The sequence below is a fragment of the Streptomyces sp. NPDC002566 genome, from assembly GCF_042889585.1.
GTDB lineage: Bacteria > Actinomycetota > Actinomycetes > Streptomycetales > Streptomycetaceae > Streptomyces.
In genome coordinates this window covers 451,261-465,935 of record NZ_JBIARD010000001.1, presented here as the reverse complement: position 1 = coordinate 465,935, position 14,675 = coordinate 451,261, and the positions used below count along the sequence as shown (strand labels likewise).

Sequence of the window (14,675 nt, the reverse complement as noted above, 5' to 3'; positions counted from 1 at the left end):
AGGACATGCCGGAAACGATGGCGGAGGCGCTGACCCGGGGCTGGCTGCGCCTGCCGCAGGAGGCACGGCAAGGGATCCATCCGCTGAGCGCGCTCACACGTGACGGTCTGGTCAACTCACGCCTGGCACGCGCCTACTTGACGCCCCGGGTGCGCGGGGAGCACCCGGAGCTGGGGGCGGTCCTGCGCGCAAGGACGTGGGAGCAGCGGGAGTTGGACCAGGTGGCCGAGGCGGTGGCCGGGCTGCTGCCCGAGGTGCTCGCGGACGGGCCGGTCGCGACCGGGCTGCGGGAGGCGTTCGCCCGGGCCGGGGTGCCGATCGCAGAGCACGAGGACAAGCTGTACGGGTGGGTCGTCCGGTGGACCGGGAACCGTCCGCCGTCCCGCGAGGAGTGCGACCGGGTGGTCGAGGAGCACTTCGGCCGGGGCCCCGACTCCCGGCCGCCGGCCTACGCGGCGCTGGACACGCTGCTCGGGGACGCGGCCGCGGTCGCGGAGCTGGACGAGGTCGTCTCCCTGAACTGGACGCCCCGGCCGGCCCGCCCCCACCGTCCGATGGACGCGGCCCAACGCCGCGCGCTGGACGACCTGTTGGACTCCGACGTCACCTGCGACCTGAACGGGCTCTGGGAGGCGTACGTCAAGACCCGCCCCTGGGAACGCCTGTCGGACGATCCGGCCCGGTCGGGGATGTCGGCGGCCCCCGTGCCCGCGAAGCCCACCGTGGACGGGCGGCGGCGGGGGCGGGGCGAGCCCCTGCCGCTCCCTCTGGACAGGTCGCTGCGCCAGCGGCTGGGCTCCGCGGTGTTCCGGCAGCCCGAGAAGGCGAGCGAGGAGTTCCGCGCGAGTACCACCCGGGACCTCGCCCGCCGGGAGGCGGAACGGATGGGCCTGCCGCTGGGGCTGGGGTCGGACGACCGGCGGGCGGCCTTCGCGCTCGGCGTCCACCTGGCGTACGCGGTCAACACCTCCACCATCGACGAGCGGACACCGCCGCGCGCCGGCACCGGCCGCCGCCTCTCGCGCCGGATGGAGAAGCTGATCGCGCAGGTCCTCGACAAGGACCTCTTCGCCTACAGCGAGCGCCGGCCCGGCGGCCGGCAGTCCCCGGCCCGGCTGCGGCTGCAGGACCCGCAGTTCCATGTGGTCCCCCGGTTGTGGCCCCGGCTGCACACCCCCGACGTGCGCGGGGAGTCGTTCACCCCGGAGGGGTACTTCGGGCTGCTCAACAGCGCGATCCGGTCCTTCGTCCGCGAGACCGGCAAGCGGGACGCTCACCCGGACGAACCCCGGATCGTCCCCCTCGCCGAAGGCGGTCCGTCGGCCCGTGCGACGGGCGGGCCGGAGGATGACGCCGTCTCCTTCCTGGACGTCGGCGCCGTCGTGGTCTCCGTGTTCAACGACCGCATCGCCCACGGCGACCTCGCGGGGCACGCGGACGCCTTCGGGCTGACGCGCTGGTTCCTCACCTCCTCCGACCAGGAGGCCGTCCGCGACTGGTGGTCGCGGGCCCTGGACGACTGCACGGCGTCCCTCCCGGACGGAGCCGAGCTGCCCGTCCGCCCCACCGCCGCCGAGGCCCGGGAAGTGATCCGGCGCCTCCACTCCCCCGACGACCGCCCTGACGACGACTCAGGAGAAGGACAATGACCCTGACCGTACGCATCGACACGGTCGGCACCGTCCGGCTCGGCCCCCGGCCGTCGGCGCGGCCGTTCCACGCGCCGCTGGCCCTGGCCGGCGGGATGCTGTGCGTCGACCCGTTCGCGCCGGACGCGCCCCCCTACGCCGAGGTGGACTACCTCGACGAGGCGGCGGGCTGGCTGGAGGACGTCTACGGCGCGCACGCCCTGGACGCGGCCCGCGAGGCGCTCGCCGGGGCGCGCGAGGGATCGGTGTCCCGACAGGACCCGGTGGACGCCACCGTCCGCTCGGCCGTCGTCGCATGGACGCCCGGGCCGCGGCACACGTCCGTGGCCCGGCTGGCGACGACGCGCTGGCTCGGCGTCTGGTCGCCGGAGCGCCTCGACCCGGCGCTCATCGACCTGGAGACCGGCGGCCTGCTGTGGGACCTGGACGGGCTGGTGCCGGACGCGCCGGGGCAGGCGAGGGCCTGCCTGGCCGGCTCGGCCGGACGCCTGTCGGCGCTGGCCGGACGGCTGCGGCGCCGGTCGCCCGAGCAGGTGTCGGACGGGCTGGTGGCGGAGGCCGTCATGGACTCGGTGCTGGCCGCCGCGTGTCTGCTCGACGGCCACGAACACCACGCCCGGCTGCTGGAGCTCGCCCGGGAGGAGGTGACCCTGCGGGAGTCGGGGCAGCGGATGGCGGCCTCCGAGGAAACGGTTCTGGCCGCCTTCCGCACCGAGTCCGCCGGGCGCGGCGGAGAGCGGCTGGGCAGCGTCGACTGGGAGCAGGTGCCCGCGCACGTGCTGAACGCGGCGGAGAACACGGTGCGCTGGTCCACCGCGCCGGGCCCGGACGGCTCCCGGGTGCTCCAGGTGGAGGTGGAGGCCGCGTCACGGACCGTCCGCGCGGACGGGCTGGGCTTTCGCGCCTACCACCCCGAACTGCCGCTGCCCGTGGCGCTCGGCCGGCTGGCCGGGCCGTGGGAGCCGGGCGGGACGACGCTGCACGGTGAGGCGGTGCTGAGTCCGGCGGCGGACGCCCTCGACGCGGCGGACATCGTGGTCGACGTGTTCGACGCGTCGATGGTGTCCCGCCCTCGCCTCGGCCGGGCCGCCGTGCGGGCCGCGCACGAGCGGCGGGCGGTGCGCCGGCTCACCGCCCTGCGCCGGCACTGGGCCGCCCGCGACGGCGACGCACTGCGGGAGTGGGCGCAGTCCGCCGCGCGGACCGCGCAGAGCCTCGACGAGGACGCCGCGGGCGCAGGCCCGGACCCGCTGGGGACCCGGATGTGGACGCTCGTCCTGGCGGCCGCCGACACCGCGGTCTCCCTGGGCGCGCCGGCCGCCCGGCTCCCGGAGCGCGCCGCGGCCGTCCGCGAGGCGGCCCGCGCCGGCAACCGGGAGGGCGACGCGGGCGACCTGTACGTGCCGCGACTGCGGGACGCCACCTGGCGGCCCACCGTGGCCGAATGGCTGGCCGTCCGGCCGGACTTCGGTCTGACGTCGACCTGAGCCCGGCCGGGCGGCGAGCAGGGGTTCAGCGGCGGCGCAGCGCCCGGTCCGCCAGGTCGTACGCCATGCCGGCGATCACCAGGACGACCACGGCCCACAGGCCGGCCGTGTTGTCCGCGAACCAGCCCTCGGCGATGGCCAGGACGAGGCCGCCGGTGCCCGTCACCGACACCGTCCGCGCCGCCCGCGGCAGCGCCAACTGCAGGACGGGGCCCGAGCCGACGGCGCCGGCGCCGAAGGCGGCGCCCGTGTCGTCGCGCCCGCTGGAGCCGCGTCCCCGGGGCGTGTCATCGTGGGTCATGGTGCTCCTCCTGGGGAGTTCCCTCCGCCCGCCGCTTCCTGCGACCGCCAGATCCGGGGCGGCGGGCGGACATCCGATGCGTTCCACCGGAGCCCCGAGGGCGTCCGCGGCACGCGCTGTCATCCCCTTTCTCCGCTCCCAGCACCGCCCCGGCCGCACCGCACCACCCACCGCGCCACGACCCGCCGCCCACCCCGCACGGTTGTCCGGCCGCACGAAACCCGCCGCCCCGGTGAACGGGCCGGGTTATGCGGGTGAAGCCCGGTCCGCCCCACTTCGGGCGGGGCATGCATGGTGGTCCCGGCCGCACCCCGGCCGGCTCGGCGGACACGACGCGCTGGAGGCGAGTGATGAACACGAGAGCCGAGCACCCCGATCCCACGGTCGAGCCACCTGATCCCCAGGTCCACGAGGTCCCCGTCCTCATCGTCGGCGGCTCCCTGGTCGGGCTGTCGACCTCCCTGTTCCTGGGCCGGCTGGGGGTGCCGCACACCCTGGTGGAGCGTCACGCCGGCACCTCCATCCACCCCCGCGGGCGCGGCAACAACGTACGCACGATGGAACTGTTCCGGGTGGCCGGCGTCGAGGCCGACATCCACACCGCCGCCGCGACCCTGGCCCACAACCACGGCATCCTTCAGACGCCCACGCTGGTGGGCGACGCCGGCGAGTGGCTGTTCAGGAACATCGACCCGGGCGGCGGTCTGGCCCGCTTCAGCCCGGCCTCGTGGTGCCTGTGCAGCCAGAACGACCTGGAGCCGGTCCTGCTGGAGCACGCCCGCGCCCTCGGCGGCGACCTGCGCTACCACACGGAGCTGATGTCCTTCGAGGCCGACGCCGACGGCGTGACCGCGGTGGTCAAGAGCCGTCGGACCGGCGAGCACTCCACCGTCCGCGCGCAGTACCTGGTCGCCGCCGACGGCCCGCGCAGCCCCGTCCGGGAGCGGCTCGGCATCGGGCAGAGCGGTCCCGGCGACCTCTTCCACAACATCAGCATGACCTTCCGCTCCCGCCGCCTCGCCGACGTCGTGGGCGACCGGCGTTTCATCGTCTGCTACCTGACCTCGCCGGACGCCGACGGCGCCCTGCTGCCCGTCGACAACCGCGAGAACTGGGTGTTCCACGCCCCGTGGCACCCCGAGACCGGGGAGACGCTGGAGGACTTCACCGACGAGCGCTGCATCGCGCACATCCGCCGCGCGGTCGGCGATCCGGACCTCGACGTGGAGATCACCGGCCGGGCGCCCTGGCACGCGGCTCAGCGCGTCGCCCGCGGCTACCGCTCGGGGCGCGTCTTCCTGGCGGGCGATTCGGCGCACGAGATGTCCCCGACGGGGGCGTTCGGCTCCAACACCGGCATCCAGGACGCGCACAACCTCGCCTGGAAGCTGGCGGCGGTGCTCGGCGGCTGGGCGGGCGAGGGGCTGCTGGACACCTACGACCTCGAACGCCGTCCGGTGGCGGAGGCGACCAGCGCCCGCGCCGCCGCCCGTTCGGTCGAGCACAGCCACCCGGGCTTCGCCCCGCCGCCGGGCGCGGGCAGCGGGCCGCAGCGCGGCATCCTCAACGTGGCGCTGGGCTACCGCTATCCGCTGGGGGCGGTCGTCGGCACCGACCCGGAGTCCCCGGTCGTCCCCGACGAACTCGCCCTGGCCGGGGTGCCCGGCACCCGTGCGCCCCACCTGTGGGTGCGGCACGAGGGCCGGCGGATCTCCACCCTCGACCTCTACGAGCGGTCGCTGGTCCTGTTGAGCGACGCGGGTGACCTGAACGAGTGGCACGAGGCGGCCGCGCGCCTCGCGGACCAGCTGCGGGTGCCGCTCGCGTCGTACCGGGTGGGCGAGGGGCCGGACGCCGAGCTGACGCCGGAGGACGGCGCCGACTGGCGGACGCACCACGGCACCAAGCCGGGCGGCGCCGTGCTGGTGCGGCCGGACGGTTTCGTCGCCTGGCGGGAGACCGGTCCCGCCCCGGACGCGGAGAAGGTGCTGCGCCAGGCCCTCACCAAGGTGATGTCGCTGGCCTGACGGGCTCTCACCTCGCGCCGCGCGCCTCACGACGGCCGGGCCGTCGCCCCTCCCGGGGGTGACGGCCCGGCCGTTTCCGCGCCCGTCCGGCCGCACCCGCGTCCGGTGTCTCCCGGGAACGCCGGTCACCCGCGCGCTCCACACGAGTCGCGCGCCGATGGGGACCGGCCCAAGATCGAGGCACGCTCACCTCGACGCTCAGCGGCCGAGGTACGCCTTCCCCTCTCCCGAAGGAGATGTGCACACCGATGACCACGACGTCCGCGCCTGCCTCGCCACCGCTGACACGACAGGTGTCACAACATGTCTCCCAGTCCGTGTTCGACGGCTCCCGGCTCCGGGTCGTCCTGCTGGTGGACGTCTACGACGGAGCCCAGCAGCAGTTCCTGGAGGCGTACGAGCAGCTCTGCAACCAGGTCGCCTCGGTTCCCGGGCACGTCAGCGACCAGCTGTGCCAGTCGATCGAGAACCCCTCGCAGTGGCTCATCACCAGCGAGTGGGAGAGCGCCCCGCCGTTCCTCACCTGGGTGAACAGCGAGGAGCACGTGGAGATGGTGCGGCCGCTGCACAACTGCGTCAGCGACACCCGCTCGCTGCGGTTCCACGTGGTGCGCGAGACCGGCGGCGAGGCGGCGGGCGCCCAGTCCGGCCGGCGCCGGCTGCAGTCCTCGCCCCGCATCGGCGACGGCGTCATCCGGCACGCGCTCACCTTCACCGTCAAGCCCGGCAACGAGAAGGCCGTCGCCAAGCTCCTCGCCGACTACGCGCCGCCCAACCCGCGCGTCGACGACACCACGCGGCTGGTGCGGACCTCCCTGTTCATGCACGGCAACCGGGTGGTGCGGGCCATCGAGGTGCGCGGCGACCTGCTCGCCGCGCTGCGTCACGTGGCCCGGCAGCCCGAGGTGCGGGCCGTGGAGGAGGCCATCAACCCCTATCTGGAGCAGGACCGGGACCTCGACGACCCCGAGTCGGCCCGCGTCTTCTTCACCCGGGCCGCGCTGCCCGCCGTCCACCATGTGACGACGGACCAGGAGCCCGCGGGCGCCGTCCGGCACGCGCTGTACTACCCGGCCCGGGAGGGCGCCGGGATGCGGCTGGCGGAGCTGCTCGCGCAGCGGGACGAGGCCGCGGCGGACGACCCGCGCAGCCCGGTGCTGCGCAGCACGATCTTCCAGCGCGACGACGTCGTGGTGCGGCTGGTCGACGTGCAGGAGGGCCTCGACGCCGACGCCGGCACGGTCCTCGGTCTCACCGACCCGGCCCGGACGGCCGAGCTGACGGACCTGCTGGACGTCGCCGCCCTCGGCGCGGACGCCTCCGCGCTGCGGGCCGGGTCCGCGGACCGTCTCCTCGCCCTCGCCCGCATGGAACTCGTCACCGACCGCCGCTCCCCCGACGCCTGAGCCGTCGCCACCCCGGGGCCACGGCGCCCAAGTCGACACAGCACACGAACGGAGCAACGTCGTGATCACTTCCCGTCCCAGAATCGTGGACCTCAGCGAGGTCGAGCCGAACACCCGGCGCGGCGGCGACCTGCGCGCCATGCTCACGCCCGCCACGGTCGGCGCGACCAGCGGCTTCATGGGCGTGGCCATCGTGCAGCCCGGCGACCGCATCGGCGAGCACTACCACCCGTACTCCGAGGAGTTCGTGTACGTCGTCTGCGGACAGCTGGAGGTCGACCTGGACGGCGACCCCCACCCGCTGCGGCCCGAGCAGGGGCTGATGATCCCCATCGGGATGCGGCACCGGTTCCGCAACGTCGGCAAGGTGGAGGCGCGTGTCGTCTTCCACCTCGGTCCGCTGGCCCCGACACCGCCGCTGGGCCATGTCGACACCGAGGCCACCGACGGGGTTCCCGTCGCGGCGGAGGGCGCGGGCGGACCGGCCGCCGGCCGCGGGGCCCGGTCATGACGCGGCGGGTCGCGGTCACCGGGATAGGCGTGGTCGCGCCGGGCGGCATCGGCATACCGAACTTCTGGGACCTGCTCTCCAACGGCCGCACCGCGACGCGGGGCATCACCTTCTTCGACCCGAGCGGACTGCGGTCGCGGATCGCCGCCGAGTGCGACTTCGACCCGGCGGCCCACGGGCTGGACGCGGAGCAGGTCGCCCGGTGCGACCGCTACATCCAGTTCGCCCTGGTCGCCGGCGAGGAGGCGATCCGCGACGCGGGTCTCGACCTCGGCCGGGAGAACCCGTGGCGGGTCGGGGTCTCGCTGGGCACCGCGGTCGGCGGCACCACCCGTCTGGAGCACGACTACGTGCTGGTCAGCCAGGGCGGACAGCGCTGGGACGTGGACCACCGGGAGGCGGAGCCGCATCTGCACCGGGCGTTCGCGCCCAGCACCCTGGCCTCCACGGTCGCCGAGCGGTTCGGGGCCCGGGGTCCGGTGCAGACCGTGTCCACGGGCTGCACCTCCGGGCTCGACGCCGTCGGGTACGCCTTCCACACGATCGAGGAGGGCCGGGCCGACGTGTGCGTCGCGGGCGCGTCGGACTCCCCCATCTCCCCGATCACGATGGCCTGCTTCGACGCGATCAAGGCCACCTCGCCGCACAACGACGACCCCGCCCACGCCTCGCGTCCCTTCGACGCCGACCGGGACGGGTTCGTGATGGGCGAGGGGGGCGCGGTCCTGGTCCTGGAGGAGCTGGAGCACGCCCGGGCCCGCGGGGCCCACGTGTACTGCGAGCTCGGCGGCTACGCGACGTACGGCAACGCCTACCACATGACCGGGCTGACGAAGGAGGGCGTGGAGATGGCCCGGGCCATCGAGGACGCGCTCGAACACGCGCGGCTCGACCCGACGGCGATCGACTACGTCAACGCGCACGGGTCGGGCACCAAGCAGAACGACCGGCACGAGACGGCCGCGGTGAAGCGCTCCCTGGGCGCGCACGCCTACGACACGCCGATGAGCTCCATCAAGTCGATGGTGGGTCACTCGCTGGGCGCGATCGGGGCGATCGAGGTCGTCGCGTGTGTGCTGGCGCTGGCCCGCCAGGTGGTGCCGCCGACCGCCAACTACGAGACGCCGGACCCCGAGTGCGACCTGGACTACGTCCCGAAGGTCGCGCGTGAGCGGAAGCTGAACAGCGTGCTCTCCGTGGGCAGCGGGTTCGGCGGCTTCCAGTCCGCGGTGATCCTGACCCGGCCGAGGGAGAGGACACGATGAGCGAACCCCGTCCACGGCGCGCCGCCGTCACCGGAATCGGTGTGGTGGCGCCCAACGGAACCAGCACCGAGTCCTTCTGGAAGTCCACCCAGGAGGGCATCAGCGTCCTCGACCGGGTCACCCGCGAGGGCTGCGAGCATCTGCCGCTGCGGGTGGCCGGCGAGATCCGCGCGTTCGAGCCGTCGACGGCGGTGGAGGAGCGCTTCCTCGTCCAGACCGACCGGTTCACGCACTTCGCGCTGGCCGCGGCGGACCTGGCGCTGGAGGACGCCCGCCTCGGCCACGCCGACACCGACGCCGAGCCGTTCTCCGTGGGCGTGGTCACCGCGGCCGGCTCCGGCGGCGGCGAGTTCGGCCAGCGGGAGCTGCAGCAACTGTGGGGAAAGGGAAGCCGGTTCGTCGGCCCGTACCAGTCCATCGCCTGGTTCTACGCCGCCAGCACCGGCCAGATCTCCATCCGCCGGGGCTTCAAGGGCCCCTGCTCGGTGGTCGCCGCCGACGAGGCGGGCGGTCTGGACGCGCTGGCGCACGCGGCGCGGGCGGTGCGGCGCGGCACCGACGTGATCGTGGCCGGCGCCACCGAGGCGCCGCTCGCCCCGTACTCGGTGGTGTGCCAGCTCGGCTACGAGGAGTTGAGCACCGCCGACGATCCGTCCCGCGCCTACCGCCCGTTCACGGAGTCGGCCTGCGGGTTCGTGCCCGCCGAGGGCGGCGCCATGTTCGTGGTGGAGGAGGAGGACTGGGCCGTGGAGCGGGGTGCGCGGGTGCGGGCCGTGCTCGCCGGGCACACGGCGACCTTCACCGGGCCGTCCCGCTGGGCCGAGTCCCGGGAGGGGCTCGCACAGGCGATCCGGGGCGCCCTGGACGAGGCCGGCCGCGCCCCGGAGGAGGTCGACGTGGTCTTCGCGGACGCCCTGGGCGTGCCGGAGGCGGACCGGGCCGAGGCGCTGGCGATCACCGACGCGCTCGGCGCGCACGGCCGGCGGGTGCCGGTCACCGCGCCGAAGACCGGCATCGGCCGTGGCTACTGCGCGGCGCCGGTGCTGGACGCGGCGGCGGCGGTGCTCGCGATGGAGCACGGCGTGGTCCCGCCCACCCCGAACGTCTTCGACGTCTGCCACGACCTCGACCTCGTGTCCGGCCGGGCCCGCGCCGCCGAGCTGCGCACGGCACTGGTCCTCAGCCGGGGCCTCATGGGATCGAACTCGGCGCTGGTGCTGCGGCACGGCGCCGCCGACGCCTCGCAGCGGGGCGCCGGGAAGCAAAGGAGAGGAACCGCATGAGCGACCGCATCACCGTGGAAGAGCTGGCCGAGCTGATGAAGAAGTGCGCCGGGGTCACCGTCCCGGCCGCGGAGCTCGCCCAGCAGCCCGACATCGGCTTCGACAGCATCGGCGTCGACTCGCTCGGTCTGCTCGGGATCGTCGGCGAACTGGAGAATCGTTACGGCACCCAGATGCCCCCGGACGCGGAACGGTGCAAGACGCCGCAGGCGTTCCTCGACCTCGTCAACAGCGCCCTGCTGGCTGGAGCCTGACATGCCCGGACACACGCAGAACGAGATCACCATCGCCGCCCCGCTGGACCTGGTCTGGGACATCACCAACGACGTGGCGAACTGGCCGCGGCTGTTCAGCGAGTACGCCTCCGCCGAGATCCTCTCCACGGAGGGCAAGAAGACGACGTTCCGGCTGACCATGCACCCCGACGAGAACGGCACCGTGTGGAGCTGGGTCTCGGAGCGGGAGGCGGACCGCGACACGCTCACCGTGAAGGCCCGCCGGGTCGAGACGGGCCCCTTCGCGTACATGAACATCCTCTGGCGGTACGAGGAGGTCGCCGGCGGCGTACGGATGGTGTGGACGCAGGACTTCGCGATGAAGCCCGAGGCGCCGGTCGACGACGACTGGATGACCGACAACATCAACCGCAACTCCAAGGTCCAGCTGGCCCTGATCCGGGACCGCATCGAGAAGGCCGCCGCGGAGCGCGGATCCGTGCCGAACCTGTCCGACTGAGCGGAAGACGCGCGGAAACCGAGCACAACGGAGGAAGGCCCATGCACCAGGCCCTGATCGTCGCCAAGATGGCTCCCGGTTCGGCCCCCGACATCGCCAAGCTCTTCGAGGAGTCCGACCGGGGGGAGCTGCCGCACCTCGTGGGCGTCGCCCGGCGCAGTCTCTTCGAGTTCGGCGACGTGTACCTGCACCTGATCGAGTCCGAGCAGGACCCCGGGCCGGCGATCGCCAAGGTCGCCGGTCACCCCGAGTTCCGGGGCATCAGCGATCGGCTCCAGGCGTACGTCAGCGCGTACGACCCGGCGACCTGGCGTTCGCCGAAGGACGCGATGGCCCGCTGCTTCTACCGCTGGGAGCGGGACGGGCGCGCCTGAACCCCGCCGCGTCACCGGTCGCCGGGCCCGCGAGTTCCGCGGGCCCGGCGACCGTTTCGCAGTGTCAGGGCGGTCAGGCGGGGACGGTGCAGTCGAAGGCGTGCAGGTAGGGGTTGACCGGGCGGATGTCCTCGACGACGAGGCCGCCCGCGGTCAGCCGGCGGACCATGCTGTCGGTGGTGTGCTTCGCGCCGCCGACGTTGAGGAGCAGCAGCAGGTCCATCGCGGTGCTGAACCGCATGGAGGGGGTGTCGTCGACGAGGTTCTCGATGACGACGACACGGGTCCCGGGGCCGCCCGCCTCGCGCACGTTGCGCAGGGTGCGGGCGGTGCTCTCGTCGTCCCACTCCAGGATGTTCTTGATGATGTAGACGTCCGCCCGGACCGGGACGGCGACCCGGCAGTCGCCGGGGACGACCTTCACCCGCTCGGCGAGCGCGCCGCCGGGGCGCAGCCGGGGGTCGGCGTTCTCCACCACGCGCGGCAGGTCGAGCAGGGTGCCGTGCAGGGCCGGGTACTTCTCCAGCAGGCTGGCCACCACGTGCCCCTGGCCGCCGCCGATGTCGGCGACGGAGGAACTCCCCGACAGATCCAGGAAGTCGGCGACGTCCTGGGCGGACTGGGCGCTGGAGGTGGTCATGGCGCGGTTGAAGACGAGGGCCGACTCGGGGGCGTCCTCGTTGAGGTACTGGAAGAACTCCTTGCCGTACAGGTCCTCGACGACGTTGCGGCCGGTGCGGACCGCCTCGTCGAGCCGGGGCCACGCGTCCCACGTCCACGGCTCGGTGCACCACAGGGTGATGTAGCGCAGGCTGTGCGGGTCGTCCTCGCGCAGCAGCCGGGACATGTCGGTGTGCGCGAAGGCTCCGTCCGGCTGCTCGGCGAAGACGCCGTAGCAGGACAGGGCCCGCAACAGCCGCCGCAGCGGCTGGGGTTCGGTCTTCACCGCGGTGGCGAGGTCCTCCACGGACACCGGGGAGTCGCCCACGGCGTCGGCGACTCCCAGCCGGGCGGCGGTGCGCAGGGCGGCGGCACAGGCCGCCCCGAACACCAGCTCCCTCAGCCGCATGGACGGCGGTGGAGCAGTCTCTGCGGTCGTCATGTGCCGCCTTCCTTCTCTCTGTGAACCCTGCGGACTCTCGGTGCTCAGCACAGGCCGGCGGGCCGGGAGGAGCGGCAGGAGTTGTTCTCGAACTTGTTCCCGACGCCGGCGGTGTCGGTGTTGACGAGGTCGGCCGGGGAGTTGTCGCTCAGCGTGTTGCCGGTGACGCGGTTGCGGTCGCTGGTGGCGCCCACGAAGCTCTTGAACACGACGATGCCGCCGGACAGCGGGGAGGTGCCTGCGTGGCCGGTGATCCGGTTCTGGGTCACCTCGGTGTCCTCGGCGCCGGTGAGCACGATGCCGGAGCCCTGGAGGGCGTCGAGGCGCGCGGTCTTCGGGCAGGACTTGTTGTTGTGCTCGACGCGGTTCTCGCGCACGCTCAGCGCGCCGGTCTTCGGCTTGTTCTCGTCGCCGACGACGAAGACGCCGGCGCAGTTGTCGATGACGAGGTTGCGCGCGACGGTGAGGTTGCGCAGGCGCCGGACCGTGACGCCGATCCGGTTGTCCTCCAGCCGGTTGCGCTCGACGAGGGTCCCTCCGGTGTCCGAGGCGCCCTTCTCGGCGGTGATGGTGTTGGCGAGGAACAGGCCGGCGTCGCCGTTGCCCCGGGCGGTGTTGCGCCGGTAGACGCTGCGGACGGAGCCCTCCTCGGCGATGCCCCACACGCCGTTCTTCTCGGCAGTCACGTTCCGCACGGTCAGCCCGTCGGTGGCCGCGGCCGACACGCCGGACTTGGCGAAGCCGCTCACCTTGAGGGAGGCGACGGTGACGCCCTTGAGCGGCTTCTTCGAAGTCCCCTCCACGCAGATGCCGTTGCCGGCCGCGGCACAGGTGGCGACGGCCTTCGGCGCGACCGGCTTGGCGGGCTTGGCCGGTTTGGCGGGCTTGGCGGGAGCGGGCTTGGCGGGCTTGGCCGGCTTGGCGGGGGTCTGCTTGCCGGGAGCCGGCTTGGCGGGCTTGGCCGGCTTGGCGGGGGTCTGCTTGCCGGGAGCGGGCTTGGCCGGAGCGGGCTTGGCGGGAGCAGGCTTGGCGGGAGCGGGCTTGGCCGGAGCGGGCTTGGCCGGAGCGGGCTTGGCGGGGGCCGGCTTCACCGGGGCCGGCTTGATCACCGTGTCGCGTCCGACGCCGCGCAGGGTGATGCCGGGGGTGGTGATCCTGACGCTCTCCCTGAAGGTGCCGCGGGTGAGCTGGACGGTGTCGCCGGGCCGGGCGGCGTCCACCGCCTTCTGGATCGACTGCCCGGGACGGACCACGTGGGTCGTGTGGCCCGCGGCGGGCGAGGCGGCGCCGAGTCCGGTGCCGACGATCGCCGCGGTGCACGCCAGATACAGAACATGGCATTTCGTCATATGTGGGACGATATGCCCGCCCTTCTCGGGGCAGGCCGGGATGGGCCATCCGATGGCGTGTCACACGAGTGCCGACCGCCACGGGAGCGCCGCCCCACCGGTGACCGGCGCCACCGTTAGTTCGGCCTGAGGCCGGGCACCTGGAAGTGGTCAGTGTCGGCCCGGGTGATGGAGGAACAGTGGCGACTGGCCGGCTTTCCGATGACGAGCGACGCATCCTGGCGGAGATGGAGCGGGCCCTGCGCCGCGACCGCCGCCTCGACAGACGACTGAGCACCCTGCACTGGCGTCCCGGGCTCTCCCGGATGACGTCCTACACCCCCCACCCCCTCACGGTCGCGCTGCTGCTCGCCGTGTCCATAGGCTTGATGGTCACCGGCGTCACCACCGCGCAGCCGCCCGTGATCTGGGCGTTCGCGGCGCTGTGGCCGCTCACGCTGTACGCGCTGTTCCGCCTGGCGTACCGGCGCGCGCAGACCTGACCAACCCCGGACCCGGCCTCCGGGCGGCCGCACCCGCCCGCGACCGCTCCCCCGTCCCCGCACACCTCAACCGGCCCCGTCCACCGGCCGGTAGGCCGCCACGATCGCGCGCTCGTCCACCAGGACGTGCTGGCGAGGCGGCCCGGACAGCAGCCCGCGCACAGCCGTCAGCAGGTCGGGCGCGACATGCCCCGCACCGGCGGTCTCCTCGGGCCGCACGCCCGGCCCGGGGACGAGGACGCCGTGGGCGCCCGCCCCGCGCGCGGCCTCGACGCAGTCCGCGCTCGCGCCGACGACGGCGATCCGCTCGGGCGGCGTGCACGACCTGCCCGCCGCCCACAGCACCGGCCCTGACTCGCCGCGGTCGCCGTCGCGTTCGGAGGCGTGCGGGCGGACCGCCCGGACGTCGAACGGGCCGAGGAGTTCGTCGATCCGCTCGTCCACGCGACGCCGGTCCGCCTCGGACGGCCCGCCCCGACGGCGCGTCAGCACGCCGGTGCGGACACCACGGGAGCGCAGCAGGTCGAGCGCCTCGCGGGCGCCGGGCACGGGCCGGATCCGGTCGGGGTCACCGCCGTCGCCGCCCTCGACGAGGATGCCGTCCTGGTCGACGAGGACGAGGCGAACACTGCTCAAGGCGTTGTGAGTGGTCACCCCACCCGGGTGCCAACTGATCCACACCCCAAACACGCAGCCCACATCAC

15 protein-coding genes are annotated in these 14,675 nt (G+C 73.9%); 11 read left to right on the top strand and 4 right to left on the bottom strand.

The genetic code is table 11. The annotated features are described in order from the left end of the window. Positions 1–5 precede the first annotated feature (5 nt). On the top strand, positions 6–1,649 hold the full coding sequence (locus tag ACFYXA_RS01915; RefSeq protein ID WP_389027450.1) for a hypothetical protein: 1,644 nt from the start codon (positions 6–8) through the stop codon (positions 1,647–1,649). Further along, a complete protein-coding gene (locus ACFYXA_RS01910) occupies positions 1,646–3,136 on the top strand; it encodes a hypothetical protein (protein ID WP_389027448.1) in 1,491 nt (496 codons plus the stop codon). Before ACFYXA_RS01915 ends, ACFYXA_RS01910 begins: the two co-directional genes overlap by 4 nt. A 25-nt stretch (positions 3,137–3,161) precedes the next feature. Here the strand turns inward: ACFYXA_RS01910 and ACFYXA_RS01905 are convergent, their stop codons facing one another. Then, positions 3,162–3,437 (bottom strand): hypothetical protein, encoded by a 276-nt coding sequence (locus ACFYXA_RS01905; RefSeq protein WP_389027446.1) that lies wholly within the window; start codon positions 3,435–3,437, stop codon positions 3,162–3,164. Positions 3,438–3,787: 350 nt separating this feature from the next. Here ACFYXA_RS01905 and ACFYXA_RS01900 point away from each other — a divergent pair, with 350 nt between their 5' ends. The 8 genes from ACFYXA_RS01900 (at position 3,788) to ACFYXA_RS01865 (ending at position 11,038) form a co-directional block, all read left to right on the top strand. After that, positions 3,788–5,464 carry an FAD-dependent oxidoreductase gene (locus ACFYXA_RS01900; protein ID WP_389027444.1) on the top strand — a complete coding sequence of 559 codons (1,677 nt, stop codon included), beginning with the start codon at positions 3,788–3,790 and terminating at the stop codon, positions 5,462–5,464. A 248-nt stretch (positions 5,465–5,712) separates the two neighbouring features. Further along, complete coding sequence (locus ACFYXA_RS01895; RefSeq protein ID WP_356679143.1) at positions 5,713–6,870, top strand: SchA/CurD-like domain-containing protein; 1,158 nt, start codon at positions 5,713–5,715, stop codon at positions 6,868–6,870. Positions 6,871–6,931: 61 nt separating this feature from the next. Next, positions 6,932–7,381 carry a cupin domain-containing protein gene (locus ACFYXA_RS01890; protein ID WP_242620716.1) on the top strand — a complete coding sequence of 150 codons (450 nt, stop codon included), beginning with the start codon at positions 6,932–6,934 and terminating at the stop codon, positions 7,379–7,381. After that, positions 7,378–8,646 carry a beta-ketoacyl synthase gene (locus tag ACFYXA_RS01885; protein ID WP_130437924.1) on the top strand — a complete coding sequence of 423 codons (1,269 nt, stop codon included), beginning with the start codon at positions 7,378–7,380 and terminating at the stop codon, positions 8,644–8,646. The genes ACFYXA_RS01890 and ACFYXA_RS01885 overlap by 4 nt, the downstream gene beginning before the upstream one ends. Beyond that, positions 8,643–9,929, top strand: a complete 1,287-nt coding sequence (locus tag ACFYXA_RS01880) for a beta-ketoacyl synthase N-terminal-like domain-containing protein (RefSeq protein WP_389027441.1) — start codon at positions 8,643–8,645, stop codon at positions 9,927–9,929. The genes ACFYXA_RS01885 and ACFYXA_RS01880 overlap by 4 nt, the downstream gene beginning before the upstream one ends. Continuing rightward, complete coding sequence (locus tag ACFYXA_RS01875) at positions 9,926–10,183, top strand: acyl carrier protein (protein ID WP_130437926.1); 258 nt, start codon at positions 9,926–9,928, stop codon at positions 10,181–10,183. The genes ACFYXA_RS01880 and ACFYXA_RS01875 overlap by 4 nt, the downstream gene beginning before the upstream one ends. Position 10,184: 1 nt before the next feature. Further along, a complete protein-coding gene (locus ACFYXA_RS01870) occupies positions 10,185–10,664 on the top strand; it encodes an SRPBCC family protein (protein ID WP_389027439.1) in 480 nt (159 codons plus the stop codon). A gap of 41 nt (positions 10,665–10,705) precedes the next feature. Beyond that, positions 10,706–11,038, top strand: coding sequence for a TcmI family type II polyketide cyclase (locus ACFYXA_RS01865; RefSeq protein ID WP_130437928.1), 333 nt, complete (start codon positions 10,706–10,708; stop codon positions 11,036–11,038). Positions 11,039–11,111: 73 nt separating this feature from the next. Here ACFYXA_RS01865 and ACFYXA_RS01860 read toward each other — a convergent pair whose 3' ends face one another. Further along, the gene (locus ACFYXA_RS01860; protein WP_352247211.1) at positions 11,112–12,140 is read right to left on the bottom strand and encodes a methyltransferase; all 1,029 of its coding nucleotides are present in this window, start codon (positions 12,138–12,140) and stop codon (positions 11,112–11,114) included. A 44-nt stretch (positions 12,141–12,184) separates the two neighbouring features. Next, positions 12,185–13,489: a right-handed parallel beta-helix repeat-containing protein gene (locus ACFYXA_RS01855; RefSeq protein ID WP_389027436.1), complete on the bottom strand. Its 1,305-nt coding sequence runs from the start codon at positions 13,487–13,489 to the stop codon at positions 12,185–12,187. A 179-nt stretch (positions 13,490–13,668) separates the two neighbouring features. Here ACFYXA_RS01855 and ACFYXA_RS01850 point away from each other — a divergent pair, with 179 nt between their 5' ends. Beyond that, positions 13,669–13,971, top strand: coding sequence for a DUF3040 domain-containing protein (locus ACFYXA_RS01850; protein WP_352247213.1), 303 nt, complete (start codon positions 13,669–13,671; stop codon positions 13,969–13,971). Between the two features lie 66 nt (positions 13,972–14,037). Here the strand turns inward: ACFYXA_RS01850 and ACFYXA_RS01845 are convergent, their stop codons facing one another. Continuing rightward, on the bottom strand, positions 14,038–14,607 hold the full coding sequence (locus tag ACFYXA_RS01845) for a haloacid dehalogenase (RefSeq protein ID WP_389027435.1): 570 nt from the start codon (positions 14,605–14,607) through the stop codon (positions 14,038–14,040). Positions 14,608–14,675: the final 68 nt, after the last annotated feature.

Bases quoted from the DNA above. Each gene is read 5' to 3' on its own strand.
- ACFYXA_RS01915 (WP_389027450.1), top strand. From the start codon at position 6: ATGCCGGAAACGATGGCGGAGGCGCTGACCCGGGGCTGGCTGCGCCTG.
- ACFYXA_RS01910 (WP_389027448.1), top strand. From the start codon at position 1,646: ATGACCCTGACCGTACGCATCGACACGGTCGGCACCGTCCGGCTCGGC.
- ACFYXA_RS01905 (WP_389027446.1), bottom strand. From the start codon at position 3,437: ATGACCCACGATGACACGCCCCGGGGACGCGGCTCCAGCGGGCGCGAC.
- ACFYXA_RS01900 (WP_389027444.1), top strand. From the start codon at position 3,788: ATGAACACGAGAGCCGAGCACCCCGATCCCACGGTCGAGCCACCTGAT.
- ACFYXA_RS01895 (WP_356679143.1), top strand. From the start codon at position 5,713: ATGACCACGACGTCCGCGCCTGCCTCGCCACCGCTGACACGACAGGTG.
- ACFYXA_RS01885 (WP_130437924.1), top strand. From the start codon at position 7,378: ATGACGCGGCGGGTCGCGGTCACCGGGATAGGCGTGGTCGCGCCGGGC.
- ACFYXA_RS01880 (WP_389027441.1), top strand. From the start codon at position 8,643: ATGAGCGAACCCCGTCCACGGCGCGCCGCCGTCACCGGAATCGGTGTG.
- ACFYXA_RS01875 (WP_130437926.1), top strand. From the start codon at position 9,926: ATGAGCGACCGCATCACCGTGGAAGAGCTGGCCGAGCTGATGAAGAAG.
- ACFYXA_RS01870 (WP_389027439.1), top strand. From the start codon at position 10,185: ATGCCCGGACACACGCAGAACGAGATCACCATCGCCGCCCCGCTGGAC.
- ACFYXA_RS01865 (WP_130437928.1), top strand. From the start codon at position 10,706: ATGCACCAGGCCCTGATCGTCGCCAAGATGGCTCCCGGTTCGGCCCCC.
- ACFYXA_RS01860 (WP_352247211.1), bottom strand. From the start codon at position 12,140: ATGACGACCGCAGAGACTGCTCCACCGCCGTCCATGCGGCTGAGGGAG.
- ACFYXA_RS01855 (WP_389027436.1), bottom strand. From the start codon at position 13,489: ATGACGAAATGCCATGTTCTGTATCTGGCGTGCACCGCGGCGATCGTC.